The following is a 19,975-nucleotide window of genomic DNA, read 5'->3' on the forward strand; positions in this document are numbered from 1 at the left end:
CCTTGATCCTCATTCTGTGCACCGGCGCGCTGTCGGGCTGCGCCGCGGACTATCTGAACCACTATGACTCAGTGACCCTGGCCGCCGGCGACACGCAGAAATTCAATTCGCTGCTGCAGACGGTCGACCCGCTCAATCCGGCATCCCGAAACACTCATATCGAAGGCGACGGGACGCGCGCCGCACTTGTCGCGCGTAACTACAAATTTCCGCCGCCACCGCCACCGCCGCCGGCGATCACGGTCAATGTCGGCGGATCGGGTGTGACGCAGTGAATTGAACGGAAGGATGCGGAGGGCGCCGGGCATGCGAGGTGCCCTGGCGCGAGGTGAAAGAGAGTAAGGTCATGTTGGGGACCGTTCGTGCCTTCTGGAACGATCAACGGGGCGTAGCGATGATCCTCGTCGCCATCATGCTGCCGGTGATCATCGGTTTTGCTCTGCTGGTCATCGATATGTCCCGCGCCAACAGTCTGCACAATGACCTTCAGAAGGGCGCCGATTCCTTCGCGCTCGCGGCTGCAGCAGAGCTTGACGGCAAGTCGGACGCGATCACCCGCAGCGACAACGCCCTTGCTACGCTTGTCTTCAACACCTACCGTTTCGCTCAGCCAGCTACTGGCGATCCGCCTGGGGCCAAAGAACTGGAGGCGGCAGGCGTCACGAGGCGATATCTCCGCTCAATCCCGGCTGATGACAGCAGCCCAATCGTTGCCGCGAACGTGGTCACCGACGAGGAAAACGATGCTGACGAAGCCAAATTCGTTGAGGTCACTGTGACGCCAATTGGCTTCGCGGCAATGTTCCCCGCCAGTTTTGTGGGTAGCGCCGTTAACGGCTTCAATATCGGTGCCGTTTCGGTCGCAGGGTTCAAGAGTGCCGTCTGCCACTTCACCCCAGTATTTATGTGCAACCCATACGAATTGGCACCGGGCGGCGTAACCCTGCAGCAGGCAGCAGCCGATCCGAACCTGCGCCGCCGACTGATCGAACTCCGGAAAGTTGGGAATGGCGCCGCCGCCGGACCGGGCAATTTCGGTTTCCTAGAGCCCCCCCAAGGCATAGGCAACGGTGCGCAGGCGCTAGCCCAAACCATTGCGACTTCAAATCCGATCGGTTGCTATGGAAACAACAACGTGACTACCAAAACTGGTCAAAACGCGGGGCCAGTACAGGACGCCTTCAACGTTCGGTTTGGTATAAAAACGACTGGCGGTCACTTCAACACACCCGAATATGGCCCTGCTGCCAACGTGCGAAAGGGTGCGAAAAAGACTCAGGGGAGTGCGAACCAATGCCCCAGCTTCAATCAGTTGACCTTCAACCTAGCTGGGACAATGGGCCTGCCGCGAGACCGTGGCCAGGTCACCCCTCGGTTAGGCAACGGGGACTGGGATCTGGATACCTACTGGAGTACCAACTTCGGGACGACAGTGAAGCCGAGCGCATGGGCGACGACCAAGCCAACTCGCTATGAGGCCTATCGCTACGAGATTTCGGCAGGCCTCGTTGGGACAGCCTCTACTGGTGGGGAGAGGGGAACGCCGCCCTCCCAATGTCAGAACCCGGTAACAACGGTCGATCGCCGCCTGATTTATGGTGCAATTCTCAACTGCCAAGCCCTTTCTGCATTGGGCAATGATCTGTCAGGCCATAGCGAGAACCTCCCCGTCGAATCGTTTGCCAGCTTCTTCCTGACTGAGCCCGTCTTATCGGCATCGGACGATGCCTCAGTCATGGTCGAGCTAGTCGATATCGCCGCAGGGGGACAGGGAACGCTTGACAATTTCGTGCGCGACGAACCGCAGCTTTACAGGTGATGTGGTGTTGATGGGACTCGGATCGATTTTTCGCAGGTTTGGTCGCGAGGAGAGAGGCGCGGTTCTCGTCGAAATGACATTGATTACGCCACTGATGATCAGTCTTTCGGCCGGCGTCTTCGAGTTCGGGAATCTTCTCCATCAGAAGCTCCTGATCGAAGCCGGTCTCAATGATGGGGCGCGCTACGCCGCACGCTGCAATCAGACGTTCAACACGGCGCTCAACTGCGTCACCTACGCGCAAAACATCGCTTCCACAGGATCGTACAATTGTAGTGGAGATTGCAATGTTGCAAGCCGGGTCACCGGTTGGCTGCCGGCGGCGATCACCGTCGATCTCAATCACCTCGTAATTCCTGTGACCGTCGACCCAAATACTGGCTTGGCGAACTACCACAGCACGACAACCTCAGTACGGGCTGTGCGGCTCGAGACCTCTTTCACATATACCGGCGCTTCACTGCTCTCCGTTCTCGGCCTGGGGCCCATCACCTTTTCCGCAGCCCACGAAGAACGCTACATCGGGTGGTGAGATGCGCCCGTTAGCCCAATTCAGAAATGATGAGGCTGGCGCCGCAATGGTGGAAGCCACCATCTGCATGATCCTGCTTCTGACGCTGACTCTCGGCTTCGTGGATTTTGGATACGCTTGGTATCAATGGAATGGCGCGACCAAGGCCGTCCAGGTCGGTGCGCGCATGGCTTCGATTTCAGCCCCGATTGCGCCGGGGATTGCGGCAGCAGGAACCGCGACGACGCCAGGCGATCCGATCCCGTTAGGCAACTACGATTATACGTGCAATGGCGCCACGAGCGCATGCACTTGCGCCGGCGCTGGTTGCGTGGCCGCAACTTTCACTCCCGCCAATTTCAATCGCATTTTTCGCGGCGACGCGACCGGCGTCGGCACCTGCCCGGCGCTTGCCGCGGGGCAACGGCCGGGCATGTGTCATTTCTTCCCACTGCTCCAGCCCGCCAACGTAGTCGTCAGATACGCGGCCACTGGGCTGGGCTACCAAACCCGCCCGGGCGGATCAGTGCCGACAATCACGGTCAGGTTGCAGAATGTGACCTTCCAGTTCTTCTTTCTGGGCGGACTGCTCGGGTTCGGAAACGTCACCATGCCCTCCATGCTAAGCACGGTCACGGGCGAAGACATGAAAAGTACCTGGCCATGAATGCCATCAACACCAAGGTTACACCGACCAAGCGAAAGCAGGTGTCGCTGTTCTCGTCGGATCCGAATTTCAAGCGCGATGTGGCGACGCGGCTCGATGCGCTGGCGATCTATGACGTCAGGGTTTCCGAGACGAGCGACTTTCTCAAGGGGCCGCCGGCGGACACGCGCCCGGGCATCGTCATCCTCGATCTGGGCAATGGCGAGTTGCTCGGCAGGCCGGGCATCGTCGAGGCGCGCGCGCTGTGGGCCAGCGTTCCCCTGATCGCGGTTTCCGACGAGCTGACGTCGGAGCAGACGCGCGTTTTGGTTCGCATGAACGCCTCGGACTGGCTGCACAAGCCGCTCGACGGCAAGGAGCTGCTCAATGCGGTGACCTTCCACGACACCGGCAACCAGGGAACGAAGAGCCGGATCATCACCTTCATCAGCGCCAGCGGCGGCGCGGGCGCCACGACGCTGGCGCTGTCGGCGGCCGAATTCCTGGCTTCGAAATCGGCTGAGCGCGCGGCTTCCACCTGCCTCGTCGACCTGGATTTCCAGAGCGCCAATTGCGGTGCCTATCTCAATCTGTTCAACCAGTTCGACCTTGCCGGCATCATCGGCCAGCCGGAGCGGCTCGATGTCGAGCTGATGGACGTCATCAAGCTGTCGCGCCCGTCCGGCCTCACCCTCTACGCGTTCGAGCGGCCGCAACTGCCGTTCGAGCCGCATGGCAGCGATTTCGTCTTCCGGCTGCTCGACCTCGTCGCCTACCGCTTCGACGACATCGTCATCGACCTGCCCAATCTCGAAACGCCCTGGCACGATTCCGTGCTGTCGACGAGCGACGAGATCTTCATCGTCTTCGAACTCAATGTCGCGTCGCTGCGGCAAGGCAAGCGGCTCTACAAGAAGATCCGCGAGCTGCGCGGCAATGCGGTCTCGATCACGCTTGTCGCCAACAAGCACAAGCGCAAATGGTTCGGGAACCATTTTTCGCGCAGCGAGCTCGAGAAGATCTTCAAGGCGCCGCACATCAAGTCGGTCGCGCTCGACAACGCGCTTCTGACCGATGCGCTGAACAGGGCCATCCCGCCTTCCGAAGTGGATGGACGGGCGCGCTTCAACAAGGATCTGAAGCGGATGTTCAAAGAGCGGCTCGATGACGCTGCCCGATAGATACCGGATCGCCCCAAAGCTCGCCGGCGCCTGCGTGCTCGGCATGGCGCTGGCGCTGTCCGTCCACGACTTCGCCGAGGCGCGATCAGCGCTTTCGGAGCGGCCCCCGCTGCCGGCGATGGGGCCCAGCCTGCGCAAGGCCGTTGCCTTTAGAACCGCCGAGCAGCCGGGCACGATCGTCATCCGCAAGGACGAGAAGGCGCTTTACCTGGTGACCCGCCAGGGCCAGGCGCTGCGCTACCAGATCAGCGTCGGGCGCGACGGGTTCGGCTGGACGGGCGTCGTCAAGGTCGGGGCGAAGACCGAATGGCCGGAGTGGCGCCCGCCGCAGGAAATGCGGGCCCGCCAGCCGGAGCTGCCGAAAATGGTGCCCGCCGGCCCCTACAATCCGCTCGGCGCAAGGGCGCTCTACCTGTCGCGGGACGGGCGCGACACGCTCTACCGCATACACGGCACCAACGACCCGTCGGGTGTCGGCTTCGACGGGACATCGGGTTGTTTTCGTCTCACCAACACGGATGTGATCGATCTTTTCAAACGCGTCGCGGTCGGCGCAAAGGTGGTGGTCCAATGACGATGATCAGCGAACCGGACATGCCGGCGATCGATATCGGAAACCAGGAACAGCGCGAACCGGCTGCCACCGAGAAACCCAGCAAGGCAAAGACGATCGGCGTCATCGTCGCCGGTGGCGCGCTTCTGATCACCGCGGTCAACATGGCGGCCGCGGTCTATCTCTATCGGGGCATGAGCGACCTGCGTTTCGTCGAAGCGCGGCTGGAGCAGCTCGGCGCGTTCGAGCAGCGGATCGCGGCCCGGCTCGACACGGTCAACAACGGTTTTCAGAGCCGGTTCGAGAAACTGGACAGCCAGCTGCAAGGCAGCTTCAACGAGATCGATGCCAGCATTGCCCGGCTGGGGCAGACTATGCCGGTCGCCGGCGGCGAGGCCATGCCGGGTACGGAAGAACCATCCGAGATCGCCACCAGCACGCTGGCGCAAGCACCCGAAGCCCTCGACGGCGAGAGCGCGAGCGAGCCCGGCGTCATCGAAGCGCCCGCACCCAGGAGGAGAATCGCGTCGGCGTCGCCGCCTGCCCCGAGCTCCAACTACCAGCGCATCCAGCAGCCCGACGGCAAGGTCTATTACCGCCGGATCAACTAGACGCCATAGAGCCCAGATCGTGCAGGGTACAGGTAGCGAACGGTCTAGAGATCGCGCTGCAGCGCCAGGATGCGGATGGACCGGACGGACCGCTCCCGCGCCTCAGTGAGGAAGGCGATGTGGCAGTAGGCACAGGCCACGATGCCCAAAAGCAGCACCAGGCTGTTCTTCAAGGTGAAATCGACGGCCAGCGAATACGGAAGACCCTTGGGCGACGTGAATTCGGCAATCGTGCTCGCCGTTTCCGAATGGCTGCCGACGGCGATCATCAGGCCAGCGAAAATCAAGGCGACGTGGTTGGCGAGGAACGAGAATGCCGACTTTTTGGTGTGGCACGCCACCCAGCAGACGATCGCTGCCGCGGCAAGAATGACGGCGTCGACAGCCATGGAACCACCCAGCCAGACATCGACCTGCTGCCAAAGCACCGTCGACAGAGGGCGCAGTTCAAGCCATAGCCACCATGCGGTGGGGCTGGCTGGATAGGTGCCCAGCAACAAGGTCGCCACGCGCTCCCCTGCCAGGACCGCCAGAATGAGAAACGGAAAGGCGAAAAGCAGAAGCGGCTTGCGTTTCATGTTCCCTCGACAATCTGCAAGCCAGGATAGGCCGTATAGATTGCTCAAGGCTTAACAGCCTACTTCCGGCCCTCTCCCGATTGCGAGCGTTCGAGGACGGCGAAGAAGATCACGGTGAGCAGAAGGACGATCAGCAGCAGCACGAACGCGGCCGCCGCGCCTTCGTTGAGCGAAAGGCCGAGAAAGGCACGGCGATAGGCAAAGAAGCTCAGCACTTCGGTCGCATTGCCTGGCCCGCCCTTGGTCAGGACATAGGGCAGATCGTAGGTCCGGAACTCGTTGATCAGCTGGATGATGATGGTGATCGCCGCGACCGGCCGAAGCATCGGCAGCGTGATGTAGAAGAATTGCTGCCAGCCGCGTGCGCCATCCACTTCAGCTGCCTCATAGGGATCTCGCGGCAGAGCGGCGAGCCCCGCGGCGAGGATCAGCACGACGAAGGACATTTGCTGCCAGATGTCGATCGCCGCCATCGTCCAGAGCGCCATGCCTGGCGTGCCGAGCCAGTCGAGGCGCGGCAGGCCGAACGTTTCCATCAGATGATTGGCGATGCCGAGATTGGGCTGGAGCAGCATGCGCCAGATCAAGGCGACGCTGATCGGCGACATCGCCATGGGAATGGTCAGAACCGCGAAATAGACCGGCTTCATCCGGACCGTCCGGTTGAGCATCAGGGCGATGCCGAGCCCGATCACGAATTCGCCGACCACCGTCACCGCCGAATAGCGCACGGTGAGCCAGAGCGCGTTCCAGAACAGCTCATCGCCGATCATCGAGGCGAAATTCTTGAACCCGACAAGCGGCAGAAGCTGCGGCTTGATCAAGGTCATCGAGGAGATCGAGAGGATGCAGGCATAGGCCAGCGGAAAGCCCATCACGATCGCCAGCAGCAGCAGGCCGGGCAAGGCAAAGGCCCAGCCGGTCCGCCACTCGCGGCCACGGGCAGCCCATCCTTTTTTGATCGCATTGTGCATCGTAGCCGAGCCTTGGTCGGGGTGGCGTTGCTGATCTCGTCAAGATCCGGGGTCTGGACAAGTCCGGCGCGGCTGACACCGCCGCGCCGGATCTCCTTGCCGAGCCGGACCGCTATTTGTCGAGGAGCCCCTGCAGGCCGTCGGAAGCCGCCTTCAGCGCCGCGTCCGATGTCGCCTGGCCGCCAGCCGCCAGCGAGAGCTGGGTACCGAGCAGATCCTCGTATTGCGCCGAATAGGTGAAGATCGGGAACGACTTGCCCGTCGCCACCACATCCTCGGCGGTCTTGTAGAAGGGATATTTCGCCAGCACCGCCGCATCGGCATAAACATCGCTGCGCACGGGCGCGTGGCCCTCGAGCGCGCGCTTCACCGAAACATCCTTGCTCTGCACCCACTGTATGAAGGTCCAGGCGGCTTCCTGCTCTTCCGGCGACGTGTTCTTGGGAATGCCCCAGCCCCAACCGCCGCTTTCGCCGTGGCCACCCGGCATCACCGACAGGCCGACCTTGCCGGCGACCGTCGGACACTTCACGGCATCGTCCATCTGCGGCAGCATCCACCAATAGGTGACCATGCTGAAGGCCGAACCGCTGCACATCAGGCGCATGGTGTCATCGAGCGTCGCCGACACGGCACCCTGCTGGGCGCCGTGCTGGATGTTGTCGACATAGAGATCGAGCGCCTTCTTGGCCTCTGCCGTGTCGAGGCTCGCCTTGCCGTCGGCATTGAGATAGCTGCCGCCGGCGGAGAACAGGTAATTGGAGAATTCCATGCTGTTGGGATCGCCGCGCTGGCCCTGCATCGCGGCTCCGGCGACGCCGGCATTGGCCTTCATGAATTTGGAAATCGTCACATAGTCTTCGAGCGTCGTCGGCAAAGCGAGCTCCTTGCCGGTTGCCGTCTTGTAGGCGGCCTTGAGCTTCTCGTCGCCGATCAGGTCCGTGCGGTAGAGGAGGCCCATCGAGTAGTTGTACATGGGCACCAGGAACAGCTGGTCCTTGGTCCGGCCGAGCAGGTCAAGCGTCGAGGGAATGAAGGGGCTCAGATCGTATTTGGATTTCTCGACGAAGGGTTTCAGGTCGGCCAGCCAGCCGGCCGCCGGAAATTCGCCGGCCCACAGGAAGTCGACCTCGAGCACATTGTAGTAGCTCTGCGACGCGGTCAGCTGGGACACCAGCTTGTCGTGCATGTCGGGATAGCCGATCTTCTCGAACTCGACCTTGATGCCGGTCTGCTTCTCGAATTCGGGCAACAGCGCTTCGATGATCTTGGTTTCCGGCACGTCCTCCATCAAGGCGTGCAAGGTGATGGGCTCAGCCGCCCTGGCCGGAAGCGATGCGCTGACAACAGCTGCCCCGCTCACGGCCGTCATCAGCATTTTGATCAAGGTCTGCTTGTTCCAAGTCATAACTCTCTACTCCTCTTTCCCTCTGGACGCGGCGGTGATCCCGCCACGATTTCCTAACCGGCTAGCGAGCCATGTCGGCTCTCGGAGCGGCCGGCCTATTTCACGCTGCCGAACGTCAAGCCCTGGACGATGAAACGCTGGATGAAGCGGGAAGCCACGACCAGCGGCAGGATGGCAAGCACGACGCCGGCAGAAACCTTGGCGATCTGGACGCCGTTCGAGGTCTGCAACGCGGCGAGCGCAACCGGTATGGTCGCCGTCTTCGGCCCGCTCAAAACCAGGGCAAACAAAAACTCATTCCACGCCAGGATGAAACCGAGCACGCCGGCGGCCGCGATACCGGGCATCGACACCGGCAGCACAATGCGCCAGAAGGCGCCCCAGGCGGTCGCGCCGTCGGTCATCGCCGCCCACTCCAGATCGACTGGAATGCCTTCGAAGAAGCCCATCAGGATCCAGGTCAGGAAAGGCAGGTTGAGCGCGGCATAAACGATGATCAGCCCGGTCAGCGAATTGCTGAGCTCCAGGCTTCGGAACAGCGTGAAGGTCGGCAGCACCAGCGCCACGGGCGGCAGCATTTGCGTCGCCAGAACGGCAAAGCGCGCCCAACGACCGCCCGTACGGAAGCGGGCGAAGGCATAGCCGGTGGTGGCGGCGAAAGGCAAAGCGAGCAGAACCGAGCCGAGCGCGACGATCAGGCTGTTGAGGTAGGACTGACCGAAGCGACCTGACAGCAGCGCCGAATAATTGTCCGTCGTAAAGGCCGGCATCAGCTCGTTGCTGTAGGATAGCTGCTCGGGCACGAAGCTCGTCCGCAGCACCCAGAGCGGCGGCAGCAGCACGATGGCGCAAACGACAATCAGCCCGAAATGCAGGCCGAAGCGGCGGCGAAAGGCAGGCCGTTCGTTTCTGTCCATCATCGAGTGGCCCCCATGAGGCTCGGCCGCGCGATGCCCAGTTCGGTCTCGGGATCAAACAGGTGCATTGGCAGCGGGTCGATGTAGAGCTCGACGATCGAGCCGACGGGCGCCGTGAAATAACGGCTCAGGCGGGCGGCGATCTCCAACGGCTTGTCGTCTCCGGCGGGGTGGGCATGATCCTTGCCGGTGGCCTGACCCGAGATCTGGCCGATCAGGACGTTCTCGGCGCCGAGAGCCTCGACGGCCACGACCCGTACGGCAATCTTCTGCCAGTCCGGCTTGTCGGCGCGTTCGTGGAAATCTTCGGCTCGAACGCCCAGAATGACGCGGCGCCCGACACGCTCGCCATAGGCGTTGCGGTGGCGGGCGGGGACGGTAAGCACGGCACCACTGTCGGTCACGACGGAGAGCCCTTCGCCAGGTGCGGGCTGAAGCGTGGCCGGAATGAGGTTCATCGGCGGCGTCGCCAGGAAGCGCGCGACGAAGGTGTTGACCGGGTCGGCATAGACTTCAAGCGGCCGGCCGGCCTGGACCAGGCGACCATCGCGCATGATGCATATGCGATCGCCCATGGTCATGGCCTCGACCTGGTCATGCGTGACATGGACGATGGTGCGGCCAAGGCGCCGGTGCAGCTTGACGAGTTCGAGCCGCATCTCTGCACGCAGCTGCGCATCGAGGTTGGACAGCGGCTCGTCAAGCAGGAAGGCCGCCGGTTCGCGAACGATCGCCCGACCGAGCGCGACACGCTGCCGCTGGCCGCCCGAAAGCGCTGCCGGCTTGCGGCCGAGAAGATTCTGCAGCCCGAGCAGGTTAGCGGCGTCCGCAATCTTGGCATCGATGACCGCTGCGTCGGTGCCGCGCATCTTCAGCCCGAAGGCCATATTCTGCCGCACCGACATATGCGGATAGAGCGCGTAGCTCTGGAAAACCACCGCGACGTTGCGGTCGCGCGGCGCGACATTGGCGACGCTCTTGCCACCGATGCGGAGATCGCCGGAAGAGATACTCTCCAGGCCGGCAATCATCCGCAGCGTCGTCGACTTGCCGCATCCCGACGGGCCGAGAAAGATCACGAATTCACCGTCAGGAATGGTGAGATCGACCTCATGCACCCCGTAATTGCCATTGCCGTAGAGCTTGGAAACGCGATCGAGCTCGATAGACGCCATAGACTTTCCTCATGAACCCGTCTGACCCGGCTGAACGCCGAAGGCCGGAGTCGAGCGAACGGTCATCTTAGAGAACAAAATATAACATTGAAAGCCTGCCTTCTGATCATATGTGTTCACTTTTTTTGGATGGCGCGTGCCCGTATCAGTATCCGGCCACAGCCGCCAGAAAGCCGTCAGGTCATGTAGACGCCGCCGGTCACGTTGACCCCTTGGCCGGTCATGAAGCGGGCTTGATCCGAGCAGAGGAAGACGACGACGTCGGCGACATCCTCCGGCAGTTCGAGCCGCCCGAGCGGGGTCTGCGCGATATAGTCGGCGACCACCCGTTCGGGCGTGACCTGCCGCAGATGCGCCTCCCATTCGACTTCGCGCGATTGCATGCCGGTCTTGACGAACCCCGGACAGACGGCATTGACGCGGATTCCCTTGGGCGCGAGCTCGCGGGCAAAGGCCTGCGTCCAGCCGAGCACGGCGAATTTGGATGCCGAATAATGCGCCAGGAGCGGCGCGCCGACCTTCGCGGCAAGCGAGGCGGTGTTGACGATACAGCCCGTGCCCTGCTTGACAAAATGCCGTCCAGCGATCTGATTTGCGAGGAACACCCCGCGCGTATTGACCGAGAAGTTGAAGTCCCACTCCTCGTCGGTCAGATCCAGCGCATGCTGCATGGTGGACACGCCGGCATTGGCGATCAGGACGTCGCAGCCGCCAAACGCTTCCAGCACAGCGGCAAAGGCCGCCTCGACGGAATCGCGGCGGCGAACATCGACCGTGACGGCGACGGCACCGCCGCCAATCTCCTCGGCCGCCTTGCGCGCCGCGTCGGGATCCAGATCGCCGATCGCCACGGCGACACCCTGCCGCGTCAGGGCGGTCGCGATCGCGCGACCGATCCCCGCGCCGCCGCCCGTCACGAAGGCACGCTTGCCCGCGAGTTCGGCAAGCACTGGAGGAATGACGGAGACAGCCGGCATGGTCGTATTCTCTCTGCTTGGTGGCGGAATGCGATCTGTTGATATGGAGATGCATACCAATAAATTCGAACACTGCAAACATATTTTTGTTTGAAAATGTTTGATCATGCGATAGAGTCAAAACTGCAGACCGCTTCGTCAGCGGCTTACCCACCGGATACATCGATGGCAGACGACACCGCCGCTCCTGAGACATCCACGCATGGCGCACCGCGCGATGCCGATCGTCAGCGCCTTCTCGCGCACGATCGACAAGCCCGCATCCTCGCTTTCCTGCGCCGGACGGGGTCGCTCACCGTCGCCGCGGCAGCGGCCGAACTCGCCGTTTCCGACATGACGATCCGCCGCGATCTCGTCGAACTGGAACGCGAGGGCAGGCTGGTGCGAATCCATGGCGGCGCGATCGAGGCCGATAACCCGCCGCTGGTCGCCATGGACAGTGAGGAGCCGAGTTTCGATTCGCGCTTGCGCCAGCGCCGTGACCCGAAGGCCGCGATTGCCGCCGCCGCGGCCGCCTTGGTTTCGGGATACCGCACGATCGCATTGGATGTCGGCACCACCACCTATCTGATGGCCGAGCACCTCAAGGACCTTCCGCACGCCAAGGTGTTCACCAACAGCCTCAGGATCGCGGCGGCGCTGAACGGCGGTATGCCCGAAGTCTATGTTGCCGGCGGCCGCGTACGAGCCGACGAGATGTCGACCGGCGGACCCGCGGCTATCGCCCAGTTCGAGGCGCTGTGGTTCGACGTCGCCGTGATCGGCGTCTCCGGCATCACGGCGGACGGCCTTTTCGACTATTCCTTCGATGATACCGATATGAAGCGCGCCTATCTGAGACGCTCAGGCACCAAGATCGTGCTCTGCGATTCCGCCAAATTCCTGCGCATGTCGCTGGTGCGGATAGCGCCACTATCGGACATCGATATCCTCATCACCGATGCCGAGCCGCCGGCCAAGATCGCCGCGGCGCTCGCCGCGGCCAAGGTCGACCTGCGCATCGCGCCGCCACTGACGCGCGACTGAGGCGCAACATTCTCACTTTATCCCCAAGGAGACGACTCGATGGTATTTGAATTTTTCGGCGACAAGAAGAAGGCTGTCATCTCGATGGCCCACATCGGTGCCCTGCCGGGAACGCCCCTCTATGATGCCGATGGCGGCCTCGACAAGCTGATCGATGGCGTACTCTCCGACATCCGCAAGCTGCAGAGCGGCGGCGTCGATGCCATCATGTTCGGCAACGAGAACGACCGCCCCTATGTCTTCAAGGCGCCGCCGGAAGGCATTGCCGCCATGACTGCGATCGTCCAGGCGGTGAAGCCCGAACTGAAAGTGCCGTTTGGCGTCAATTATCTCTGGGATCCGACCGCCAGCGTCGCGATCGGGGCTGCCACCGGAGCCCGTTTCGTGCGCGAGATCTTCACCGGCCTGTTCGCTTCCGACATGGGCTTGTGGGAGCCCGATTGCGCCGCCGCCTCGCGCCTGCGGCACAATCTTGGCCGCGACGACATGAAGCTTCTCTTCAACATCAATGCAGAGTTCGCACACTCGCTCGACCAGCGTCCTATTGAATTGCGCGCCAAGAGCGCGGTGTTCTCGTCGATGGCCGACGCCATCCTCGTTTCCGGTCCGATCACTGGCCAGCCGGCCGACCAGTCCCACCTGCGCAGCGTCTGCGAGACGATCAAGGACGTGCCGGTCTTCGCCAACACCGGCGTGAACATCGACAATGTCCGCGATGTCCTTTCGCTGGCGAGCGGCGTCGTGATCGGCACCCATTTCAAGATCGATGGCAATACCTGGAACGCCGTCGACGGCGATCGGGTCAAGCGCTTCATGGACGTTGTCGCCACCTTGCGCTGAGGACGGCTTCCACGGCGATGCCGGCCACCGCCGGCTCGCGGTGATCATATCGATCGTTGCGGGCCGGCGTCCGGAATGATCGACTGGTATCGAGCAGTGGGACACAACGAGGCAGACAGGTTCGCCCGCCTGCCCTTCCCGGCATTTCAATGGATTCGACATGGCGTTCGTTCTCGGTCTCGATATCGGCACCACCTCGACGATCGGCATTCTGATCCGGCTTCCCGATCAGGTGCTGGGCCTCGCCTCGCGCCCCGTCACGCTGCATTCCGAGCATGCGGGCTGGGCCGAGGAAGATCCCGCGCAATGGTGGATCAATGTCCGCGACATCGTGCAGGAGTTGCTCAGGACCAGCGGCATCAAGGCCGAGGAGATCGTGGCGGTCGGCACCACCGGCATGCTGCCGGCGGTGGTTCTCCTGGACGACCAGGGCGAAGTGCTGCGGCCAAGCATTCAGCAGAGCGACGGCCGCTGTGGCGCCGAAGTGGCCGAACTGCGGACCGAATGCGATGAGGCGGCTTTCATCGCCAAGGCCGGCAACGGCATCAACCAACAGCTCGTCACCGCAAAGCTGCGCTGGATAGAGCGTCACGAGCCGGAGGTGTTCAGCCGCATCGCCACCGTTTTCGGCTCCTATGACTATATCAACTGGCGCCTCACCGGCGAACGTGCGGTCGAGCAGAACTGGGCGCTGGAGGCAGGCTTCGTCGATGTTTCGACGCACCGGATCGACGACGATCTGGTGGCGCTCGCTCACATACCGCGCTCGGCCGTGCCACGAAAGATCGCCTCGCATGAGATCCTCGGTTCCGTCTCGGCAAAGGCCGCGGATGAGACCGGCCTGATGGCGGGAACACCTGTCGTCGGTGGTGCGGCCGACATGATCGCTTCCGCGCTCGGCGCCGGAGTTGCCAAAGCAGGCGATGTCCTCCTGAAATTCGGCGGCTCGGTTGATATCCTGATCGCCACCGATCAGATCAAGCCAGATCCGCGCATGTATCTCGATTACCATCTGGTGCCGGGCCTGTTCATGCCCAATGGCTGCATGTCGACCGGCGGCTCGGGCCTCAACTGGTTCGTACGCAATTTCGCCGGCGGCGAGATGGTCGCGGCACAGGCCGAGGGTAGTTCGGTACACCAGCGGCTCGATGCGCTGGCGGCAGAGCGTCCCGCCGGTGCCGATGGCCTCATCATCCTGCCCTATTTCCTCGGCGAGAAGACGCCGATCCATGATCCAGCGGCCCGTGGCGTGATCGATGGGCTGACGCTGTCGCACGATATCGGCCATGTCTGGCGCGCTTTGCTCGAGGCCTATGCCTTTGCCATCGCGCATCATGTCGAGGTGCTCAACGACATGGGCCACCGGACCGAGCGCTATCTCGCCTCCGACGGCGGCTCAAGCAGCAAGGTCTGGATGCAGATTGTCGCGGATGTCCTGCAAAAGCCGGTCCAACGCCTGACCGGGCACCCCGGCTCTTGCATCGGCGCTGCCTGGACGGCGGCGATCGGCGTCGGCCTAACCGACGACTGGTCGGGCGTTTCCGGTTTCGTCAGCTTCGCCGACCGGCTCGATCCCGACCCGCGCAAGGCTGACATCTACCGCGACGGCTATCGCCGCTATCGCGATCTTTATGCGCGCCTGTCGGCTCCTGGCGCGACCAGAGCGGGATCGTCATCGTGATGTATCGCGCCGTCGCCTGGGACATCGACGGAACGCTGATCGACAGCGAGCCGTTGCATCATCAATCCCTCCTCGCCGGCTGCCGCAACTGGAACGTCGATCTTGACGACCTGCCCGACCAAGCCTTTCGCGGCATCCATATGGGCGACGTCTGGACAATGCTGCGTCCGCGTCTCCCAGTCGGGCTCGACCAGGCGGAGTGGCTCGCCGCTATCAATGCCCACTACGTCGCGAACCGGGCGAACGCCGTCCCAATCCCCGAGGCGGTCGAGACGATTCGGACCCTGGCTGACCGCGGCGTCCCGCAGGTCTGCGTCTCGAATTCCGGCCGGCAAGTCGTCAATGCCAATCTCGATGCGCTCGGCGTGCTCGATCATATGAGTCTCACAATCAGCCTCGACGACGTGTCGGCCGGCAAGCCCGACCCCACGCCCTATTGCGAGGCCTGCCGGCAGCTCGCCGTAGCTCCAGGGTCGGTGGTGGCCGTGGAAGACAGCCGCACCGGCACTAAGGCAGCACGAGCCGCCGGTCTGTTCGTGGTTGGCTATCTCCCCAGTGGCGGCCTGCTCGGCGACGTCGATCTCAGCACCAACCGTCTGTCGTCGATCCTGGATCTGTTTCCAGGCTGAGGGTTTGCGCGTCGTTACCTTCCAGGTGTGCGCTTGACCATGCATCAGGATCGTAGCGTGATGGCAACTGATCGATTCACATCGACCGGTAGGAATCCCCCTTGCGCCTCGGCGTCGTGAAACCGCAAACGACACCACACCAGGATGGACGCTTGATGAACGACCTCCCCCAAACACTTGCAGCGGACTCGCTCGGGCCAACCGTGACGATTGGAGAAATCCTGGTAGAGATCGTCGCGAGGCAGACAGGCACCGGCTTCCGGGAACCTATCGACCTCATTGGCCCCTTTCCGAGCGGCGCGCCCGCCATCTTCATCGATCAATGCGCACGTATGGGCGGAGCGGCCGCAATGGTGGGCGTGGTCGGCGACGACGATTTCGGCGTCGTCAACGTGGAGCGCCTGAAGCGGGACGGCGTAGACACTTCCGCCATCGCTGTTTCCCCGGATTATCCGACGGGCAGCGCCTTTGTTCGCTACCGCACGGACGGAAGCCGCGATTTCGTCTACAACATCGCCAAATCCGCCGCCGCTCGATTGGAATGGACCCCGCAGGTCGAGGCGCTGATCGCGCGTTGCGGGCATATCCATGTCATGGGAACGGTGTTCGCAAGTCCCGCAGCCTGGGCGATCACCGAACGCGCGATCCCGCTGATCAAGGCACGCGGCGGCACGATGTCGCTCGATCCGAACCTGCGCAAGGAATTGCTGGCGCACGGCCAGACCGAGGAGAAATTCGCCGGTCTGGTGGACGAAGCGGACCTGCTGCTGCCGTCGGGCAATGAATTGTTCCTGGCCGCCGGCACGGACGGGGAGGAACGCGCGATCGAGGCGCTGTTCAGACGAGGGGTCAAGGAGATCGCTGTGAAGCGCGGCGAACATGGCGCGTCAGCCCGTCAAAGCACCGGAGCCCGCGCCGATTGCCCCGGCCTCATCGTCGAGGAAACGGACCCCACCGGCGCCGGCGACTGTTTCGGGGGAGCCTATGTCGCATGCCGGCGGCTGGGCATGGCGCTGCAGACGGCGCTCGAATTCGCCAACGCGGCAGGGGCGCGCAACGTCACACGCCACGGTCCCATGGAGGGAGCCGGCACGCCGGCCGAGCTGGAAGATTTCATGGCAAGAACGGCGAGAAGAAATTGATGCGTGTGGCGATCGAAGATTTGCCGGCCCTGCACAGAGACGGGAAGAAAATCGGGGTAACCTCGGTGTGCTCGGCGCACCCGCTGGTGCTTAAAGCCGCACTGCGCCACGGCCGGGAAACCGGCACCACCGTGCTGATCGAGGCGACGTGCAATCAGGTCAATCATCTGGGCGGTTATACGGGCATGACGCCGGCCGATTTCGCGGCGATGGTGGAAGCGCTCGCGGCAGCCGAGCGGTGCCCGGAAGAGCTGATCGTGCTTGGCGGGGATCATCTCGGTCCTAATCCCTGGAAAGACCGGCCCGCCGAGGAGGCGATGGCGCAGGCCGGGACGATGGTCGATGCCTATGTCCGCGCCGGCTTCCGCAAGATCCACCTCGATGCTTCGATGGGCTGCGCGGGTGAACCGGCGACGCTAGACGACCACACGGTGGCCGGGCGCGCGGCCAGGCTGGCGGGCGTCGCGGAGCAGGCGGCAGCGCAGAGCGGCGGGGCAAGCCCGGTCTACATCATCGGGACGGAGGTGCCGCCGCCCGGTGGCGCCGATCACGCTTTGGATGCGATCACCCCGACCAGTCCGGAGGCGGCTAGCCAGACACATGCCATTCACGCCCAGGCATTCCAAACCGCCGGGCTTGAAAGCGCATTTTCCCGCGTCATCGGGCTTGTGGTGCAGCCGGGCGTGGAGTTCGGCAACCAGAATGTGATTTTCTACGATCGGGCAAAGGCCCGCGACCTGGCGGCAACCCTCGACAGATTGCCGTCGCTCATTTTCGAAGCCCATTCGACGGACTATCAGGGTGAGAGGCCGTTGCGTGAACTCGTCGAGGACGGCTTCGCCGTCCTCAAGGTCGGACCCGAGCTGACCTTCAAGCTGCGCGAGGCGCTGTACTCGCTCGACCTGATCGCTTCCGACCTGGTGCCTGACTATGGCGAGCGGCCGCTTTACCACGCAATGGAAGAGCTGATGCAAGGCACCCCCAAGAATTGGGCAAGCCACTATCATGGAAGCGATGCCGACAAGCGGACGCTGCGCCACTACTCCTATTCCGATCGCATCCGATATTATTGGGCGATCCCGCAAGCCCGTGCCGCCTGCAACCGTCTCTTCGATACGTTGAACGGCCGCAAGGTGCCGGTGATGCTGTTTCTCCAGCACCTGCCTTCTGCAGTCACATGGGCTGACCGCGCCTGCGACGTCGAGGAGATCGCGATCGGTCACGTCCGGCGGAGCATCGAGGCCTACGCCCGGGCATGCGGCACCTGAGATCCTCGTCCGGTCCTTCAAGGCCAGAGCGGATGGGCTGGCGGGCGGCAGGAACGCTTACAGCGATGGCCCCAATCGGATCGGACTGCCGTCGCTGAAACGGGATTGACGGAACCTATAGAGGTTGTGCCCAGTCTCGTTGCCTTGGACGAGGTCGGACAACACACGGCCGATGCCGGGTCCGATGCCGAAGCCGTGGCCGCTCATCCCGGTCGCTATAACGAGACCCGGGATCGCAGCGGCGCGATCGACGATGGGCACGACATCAGGCATCGCATCGATCATGCCCGCCCAGCTCGCCTTGAGCGGTACAGTCGTGAACTGAGGGAAAAGCTCCCTGAACCCGCGGTCGATGGCGCGGAGCGCCGACGTCTCGGGAGCGGGATTGAGGACCCGCATCCGTTCGAAAGGGCTTTCTTCATCCGCGTTCCATCTGCGCGGCGTCGACCAGCCATCCGGGTATCCTCGCGGCGCGGCCGGCAGGTAGCGCGTGCCGAAGGGATTGGCCATCAGGGCGCTGAAATATTTGCCCGCATGGCGAAATGCGTCCGGCCCTATGTAGAGTTGGCTGCTGCCTCCCGATGCGAGCGTATACCCGCCATCCTGCCTGCGCCGGAAAGCGATGCGTTCATCCGCGGCGGCACCGGCGTGGATCTCCGGCATCGGTGCTGTCGCGGCGACGGTCGCCCTGACGCTGAGCTGCGGAATCGAGATGCCGTGGGCGCGCAGAAAGAGCGACGTCCACGCGCCGCTGGCGACGACGACGCTCGAGGTCGCGATGCGCCCTTTCTCGGTCCAGACGCCACTGATGCGTCCCGCGGAGATGTCGAGCATACGTGCCGCGCAATTCTCGATGATCGTCACACCTTCGCGGGCCGCCAGGCGAGCAAGCGCGGGCACCGCGACCCAAGGTTCCGCCCGCATGTCCGATGGGGTGATCATTGCGCCTTTGAACGGTCGCGACATGGCCGGGATCAGGCTTGCCAACTCACCTTGGTCGAGGAGACGCGTGTCGACGCCATGAGCCTGGGCAATCTCGAGAAACTTCGCGAAACCGGCCATCTCCTTGTCTGTCCGCGCAAGATAGGTAACGCCCGTCTGCTTCAGTCCTATGTCCTCGCCACATTCCTGCGCCAGTTGCCGCCAGAGGCGCTGCGCTTCGATGACGATCGGCAGTTCGTCGGCATCGCGGCCCTGCTGCCGGATCCAGCCCCAATTGCGCGAGGATTGCTCGGCGGCGATGCGGCCCTTTTCCAGCAGCGTCACCGAGACGTTCCGTCGCGCCAGGAACAGTGCCGTGCTCACGCCAATGACCCCGCCGCCGATGATCACGACGTCCGAAGTCTTCGGCAGGGGCTGCTGGAACTGGATCGGGGTGGCTTCGGTGAAGGGGAAGATTGTCAAAGAGCACCGTCCTTCTTGGTATGCTGCGGCGACATCCGGTCCACGCTGGCAGCGAGATCTGGGCAGCGATATCTGGCCGCCGTGAAATGTCGATACCACGCGAGGAGATTGATCGTCAGCTACTGCTTGCCGACAAGGACGGCGACAGATCGCGGGTCTGGAAGCCCCTCTGGACAATGAGTTTTGAAACTGCCGGCCAAAGGCTGGCGACTGTGCAAGCGTGCCCCACTATTGCGTTATCGGCGGCGGCATCGTCGGCCTGGCGACGGCCATGCGGCTGGTTGAGACATATCCCGGCTGCAGCCTGATGCTGTTGGCCGGAAATACTGTCCGAGCCTCGGCCTCGCCGACCTGCTCCCGCACGAAGCAGGCATCCGCGCGCAAGCCGTGCGCAAAGACAGTGCCCTCATCCATGATTTCCTGTTCGCACAAACGGACCGCATGCTGCACGTCTGTAACGCCCCTTCACCCGCCGCCTCCTCGGCGATCCCGATTGCAGAGATGATTCGAGATCGCCTCATGCAGGGCTGCTGAAAACGAGGCGGTATGCATGGAGCCGCAACGCCCGCTGAACGCTGGAGTATCCGTCTTGGCCAAGAAAGGGATTGGGGCACCGGCCGCGGGCAACGCAGCTT

At 63.0% G+C, this 19,975-nt stretch carries 20 protein-coding genes and 1 pseudogene; 14 read left to right on the top strand and 7 right to left on the bottom strand.

Annotation, left to right across the window (positions count from 1 at the left end; translation table 11 throughout):
* Positions 1-2: 2 nt before the first annotated feature.
* The 7 genes from NKH06_RS09570 to NKH06_RS09600 all read left to right on the top strand — a co-directional run bounded on the left by NKH06_RS09570 (position 3) and on the right by NKH06_RS09600 (position 5,321).
* Positions 3-275 carry a hypothetical protein gene (locus NKH06_RS09570; RefSeq protein WP_352892837.1) on the top strand — a complete coding sequence of 91 codons (273 nt, stop codon included), beginning with the start codon at positions 3-5 and terminating at the stop codon, positions 273-275.
* 71 nt (positions 276-346) lie between these two features.
* Positions 347-1,819 (top strand): pilus assembly protein TadG-related protein, encoded by a 1,473-nt coding sequence (locus NKH06_RS09575; protein WP_352892839.1) that lies wholly within the window; start codon positions 347-349, stop codon positions 1,817-1,819.
* Positions 1,779-2,351, top strand: a complete 573-nt coding sequence (locus NKH06_RS09580) for a TadE/TadG family type IV pilus assembly protein (protein WP_352892841.1) — start codon at positions 1,779-1,781, stop codon at positions 2,349-2,351. Before NKH06_RS09575 ends, NKH06_RS09580 begins: the two co-directional genes overlap by 41 nt.
* A 46-nt stretch (positions 2,352-2,397) precedes the next feature.
* On the top strand, positions 2,398-2,997 hold the full coding sequence (locus tag NKH06_RS09585) for a TadE family protein (protein WP_352892842.1): 600 nt from the start codon (positions 2,398-2,400) through the stop codon (positions 2,995-2,997).
* Positions 2,994-4,157, top strand: coding sequence for a CpaE/TadZ family protein (locus NKH06_RS09590; RefSeq protein ID WP_352892844.1), 1,164 nt, complete (start codon positions 2,994-2,996; stop codon positions 4,155-4,157). Before NKH06_RS09585 ends, NKH06_RS09590 begins: the two co-directional genes overlap by 4 nt.
* On the top strand, positions 4,141-4,731 hold the full coding sequence (locus NKH06_RS09595; protein WP_352892847.1) for a L,D-transpeptidase: 591 nt from the start codon (positions 4,141-4,143) through the stop codon (positions 4,729-4,731). The genes NKH06_RS09590 and NKH06_RS09595 overlap by 17 nt, the downstream gene beginning before the upstream one ends.
* Positions 4,732-4,751: 20 nt before the next feature.
* The gene (locus NKH06_RS09600; protein ID WP_352892848.1) at positions 4,752-5,321 is read left to right on the top strand and encodes a hypothetical protein; all 570 of its coding nucleotides are present in this window, start codon (positions 4,752-4,754) and stop codon (positions 5,319-5,321) included.
* Positions 5,322-5,365: 44 nt separating this feature from the next.
* Here the strand turns inward: NKH06_RS09600 and NKH06_RS09605 are convergent, their stop codons facing one another.
* The 6 genes from NKH06_RS09605 to NKH06_RS09630 all read right to left on the bottom strand — a co-directional run bounded on the left by NKH06_RS09605 (position 5,366) and on the right by NKH06_RS09630 (position 11,350).
* On the bottom strand, positions 5,366-5,899 hold the full coding sequence (locus NKH06_RS09605) for a hypothetical protein (protein WP_352892850.1): 534 nt from the start codon (positions 5,897-5,899) through the stop codon (positions 5,366-5,368).
* Between the two features lie 59 nt (positions 5,900-5,958).
* Positions 5,959-6,873: a carbohydrate ABC transporter permease gene (locus NKH06_RS09610; protein ID WP_127395315.1), complete on the bottom strand. Its 915-nt coding sequence runs from the start codon at positions 6,871-6,873 to the stop codon at positions 5,959-5,961.
* A 112-nt stretch (positions 6,874-6,985) separates the two neighbouring features.
* The gene (locus NKH06_RS09615; RefSeq protein ID WP_081734745.1) at positions 6,986-8,281 is read right to left on the bottom strand and encodes an extracellular solute-binding protein; all 1,296 of its coding nucleotides are present in this window, start codon (positions 8,279-8,281) and stop codon (positions 6,986-6,988) included.
* Between the two features lie 95 nt (positions 8,282-8,376).
* A complete protein-coding gene (locus NKH06_RS09620; RefSeq protein ID WP_081734746.1) occupies positions 8,377-9,201 on the bottom strand; it encodes a carbohydrate ABC transporter permease in 825 nt (274 codons plus the stop codon).
* On the bottom strand, positions 9,198-10,373 hold the full coding sequence (locus NKH06_RS09625; protein WP_352892851.1) for an ABC transporter ATP-binding protein: 1,176 nt from the start codon (positions 10,371-10,373) through the stop codon (positions 9,198-9,200). The genes NKH06_RS09620 and NKH06_RS09625 overlap by 4 nt, the downstream gene beginning before the upstream one ends.
* A 176-nt stretch (positions 10,374-10,549) precedes the next feature.
* Positions 10,550-11,350: an SDR family NAD(P)-dependent oxidoreductase gene (locus NKH06_RS09630; protein WP_352892880.1), complete on the bottom strand. Its 801-nt coding sequence runs from the start codon at positions 11,348-11,350 to the stop codon at positions 10,550-10,552.
* Positions 11,351-11,515: 165 nt separating this feature from the next.
* Here NKH06_RS09630 and NKH06_RS09635 point away from each other — a divergent pair, with 165 nt between their 5' ends.
* From NKH06_RS09635 to NKH06_RS09660, 6 genes are all read left to right on the top strand, one after another.
* The gene (locus NKH06_RS09635; RefSeq protein WP_352609946.1) at positions 11,516-12,376 is read left to right on the top strand and encodes a DeoR/GlpR family DNA-binding transcription regulator; all 861 of its coding nucleotides are present in this window, start codon (positions 11,516-11,518) and stop codon (positions 12,374-12,376) included.
* Positions 12,377-12,415: 39 nt separating this feature from the next.
* Positions 12,416-13,216 carry a BtpA/SgcQ family protein gene (locus tag NKH06_RS09640; RefSeq protein WP_023809131.1) on the top strand — a complete coding sequence of 267 codons (801 nt, stop codon included), beginning with the start codon at positions 12,416-12,418 and terminating at the stop codon, positions 13,214-13,216.
* Positions 13,217-13,376: 160 nt separating this feature from the next.
* Complete coding sequence (locus NKH06_RS09645; RefSeq protein ID WP_352774192.1) at positions 13,377-14,897, top strand: FGGY-family carbohydrate kinase; 1,521 nt, start codon at positions 13,377-13,379, stop codon at positions 14,895-14,897.
* Complete coding sequence (locus NKH06_RS09650; protein WP_128302641.1) at positions 14,897-15,526, top strand: HAD family hydrolase; 630 nt, start codon at positions 14,897-14,899, stop codon at positions 15,524-15,526. The genes NKH06_RS09645 and NKH06_RS09650 overlap by 1 nt, the downstream gene beginning before the upstream one ends.
* Positions 15,527-15,681: 155 nt before the next feature.
* Positions 15,682-16,668 (top strand): tagatose kinase, encoded by a 987-nt coding sequence (locus NKH06_RS09655; protein ID WP_128302642.1) that lies wholly within the window; start codon positions 15,682-15,684, stop codon positions 16,666-16,668.
* Complete coding sequence (locus NKH06_RS09660; RefSeq protein ID WP_023809135.1) at positions 16,668-17,936, top strand: D-tagatose-bisphosphate aldolase, class II, non-catalytic subunit; 1,269 nt, start codon at positions 16,668-16,670, stop codon at positions 17,934-17,936. Before NKH06_RS09655 ends, NKH06_RS09660 begins: the two co-directional genes overlap by 1 nt.
* A 57-nt stretch (positions 17,937-17,993) precedes the next feature.
* On the opposite strand, the gene NKH06_RS09665 is transcribed toward NKH06_RS09660, so the two are convergent.
* A complete protein-coding gene (locus tag NKH06_RS09665) occupies positions 17,994-19,340 on the bottom strand; it encodes an NAD(P)/FAD-dependent oxidoreductase (protein ID WP_352752469.1) in 1,347 nt (448 codons plus the stop codon).
* Between the two features lie 318 nt (positions 19,341-19,658).
* On the opposite strand from NKH06_RS09665, the pseudogene NKH06_RS09670 reads away from it, so the two are divergent.
* Positions 19,659-19,874: pseudogene (locus NKH06_RS09670) on the top strand (L-2-hydroxyglutarate oxidase); the annotation flags it as partial.
* Between the last annotated feature and the right edge of the window lie 101 nt (positions 19,875-19,975).

This window comes from Mesorhizobium sp. M1342 (assembly GCF_040317955.1).
GTDB lineage: Bacteria > Pseudomonadota > Alphaproteobacteria > Rhizobiales > Rhizobiaceae > Mesorhizobium.

Bases quoted from the DNA above. Each gene is read 5' to 3' on its own strand.
- NKH06_RS09575 (WP_352892839.1), top strand. From the start codon at position 347: ATGTTGGGGACCGTTCGTGCCTTCTGGAACGATCAACGGGGCGTAGCG.
- NKH06_RS09585 (WP_352892842.1), top strand. From the start codon at position 2,398: ATGGTGGAAGCCACCATCTGCATGATCCTGCTTCTGACGCTGACTCTC.
- NKH06_RS09590 (WP_352892844.1), top strand. From the start codon at position 2,994: ATGAATGCCATCAACACCAAGGTTACACCGACCAAGCGAAAGCAGGTG.
- NKH06_RS09595 (WP_352892847.1), top strand. From the start codon at position 4,141: ATGACGCTGCCCGATAGATACCGGATCGCCCCAAAGCTCGCCGGCGCC.
- NKH06_RS09600 (WP_352892848.1), top strand. From the start codon at position 4,752: ATGCCGGCGATCGATATCGGAAACCAGGAACAGCGCGAACCGGCTGCC.
- NKH06_RS09605 (WP_352892850.1), bottom strand. From the start codon at position 5,899: ATGAAACGCAAGCCGCTTCTGCTTTTCGCCTTTCCGTTTCTCATTCTG.
- NKH06_RS09610 (WP_127395315.1), bottom strand. From the start codon at position 6,873: ATGCACAATGCGATCAAAAAAGGATGGGCTGCCCGTGGCCGCGAGTGG.
- NKH06_RS09615 (WP_081734745.1), bottom strand. From the start codon at position 8,281: ATGACTTGGAACAAGCAGACCTTGATCAAAATGCTGATGACGGCCGTG.
- NKH06_RS09620 (WP_081734746.1), bottom strand. From the start codon at position 9,201: ATGATGGACAGAAACGAACGGCCTGCCTTTCGCCGCCGCTTCGGCCTG.
- NKH06_RS09625 (WP_352892851.1), bottom strand. From the start codon at position 10,373: ATGGCGTCTATCGAGCTCGATCGCGTTTCCAAGCTCTACGGCAATGGC.
- NKH06_RS09630 (WP_352892880.1), bottom strand. From the start codon at position 11,350: ATGCCGGCTGTCTCCGTCATTCCTCCAGTGCTTGCCGAACTCGCGGGC.
- NKH06_RS09635 (WP_352609946.1), top strand. From the start codon at position 11,516: ATGGCAGACGACACCGCCGCTCCTGAGACATCCACGCATGGCGCACCG.
- NKH06_RS09640 (WP_023809131.1), top strand. From the start codon at position 12,416: ATGGTATTTGAATTTTTCGGCGACAAGAAGAAGGCTGTCATCTCGATG.
- NKH06_RS09645 (WP_352774192.1), top strand. From the start codon at position 13,377: ATGGCGTTCGTTCTCGGTCTCGATATCGGCACCACCTCGACGATCGGC.
- NKH06_RS09650 (WP_128302641.1), top strand. From the start codon at position 14,897: ATGTATCGCGCCGTCGCCTGGGACATCGACGGAACGCTGATCGACAGC.
- NKH06_RS09655 (WP_128302642.1), top strand. From the start codon at position 15,682: ATGAACGACCTCCCCCAAACACTTGCAGCGGACTCGCTCGGGCCAACC.
- NKH06_RS09660 (WP_023809135.1), top strand. From the start codon at position 16,668: ATGCGTGTGGCGATCGAAGATTTGCCGGCCCTGCACAGAGACGGGAAG.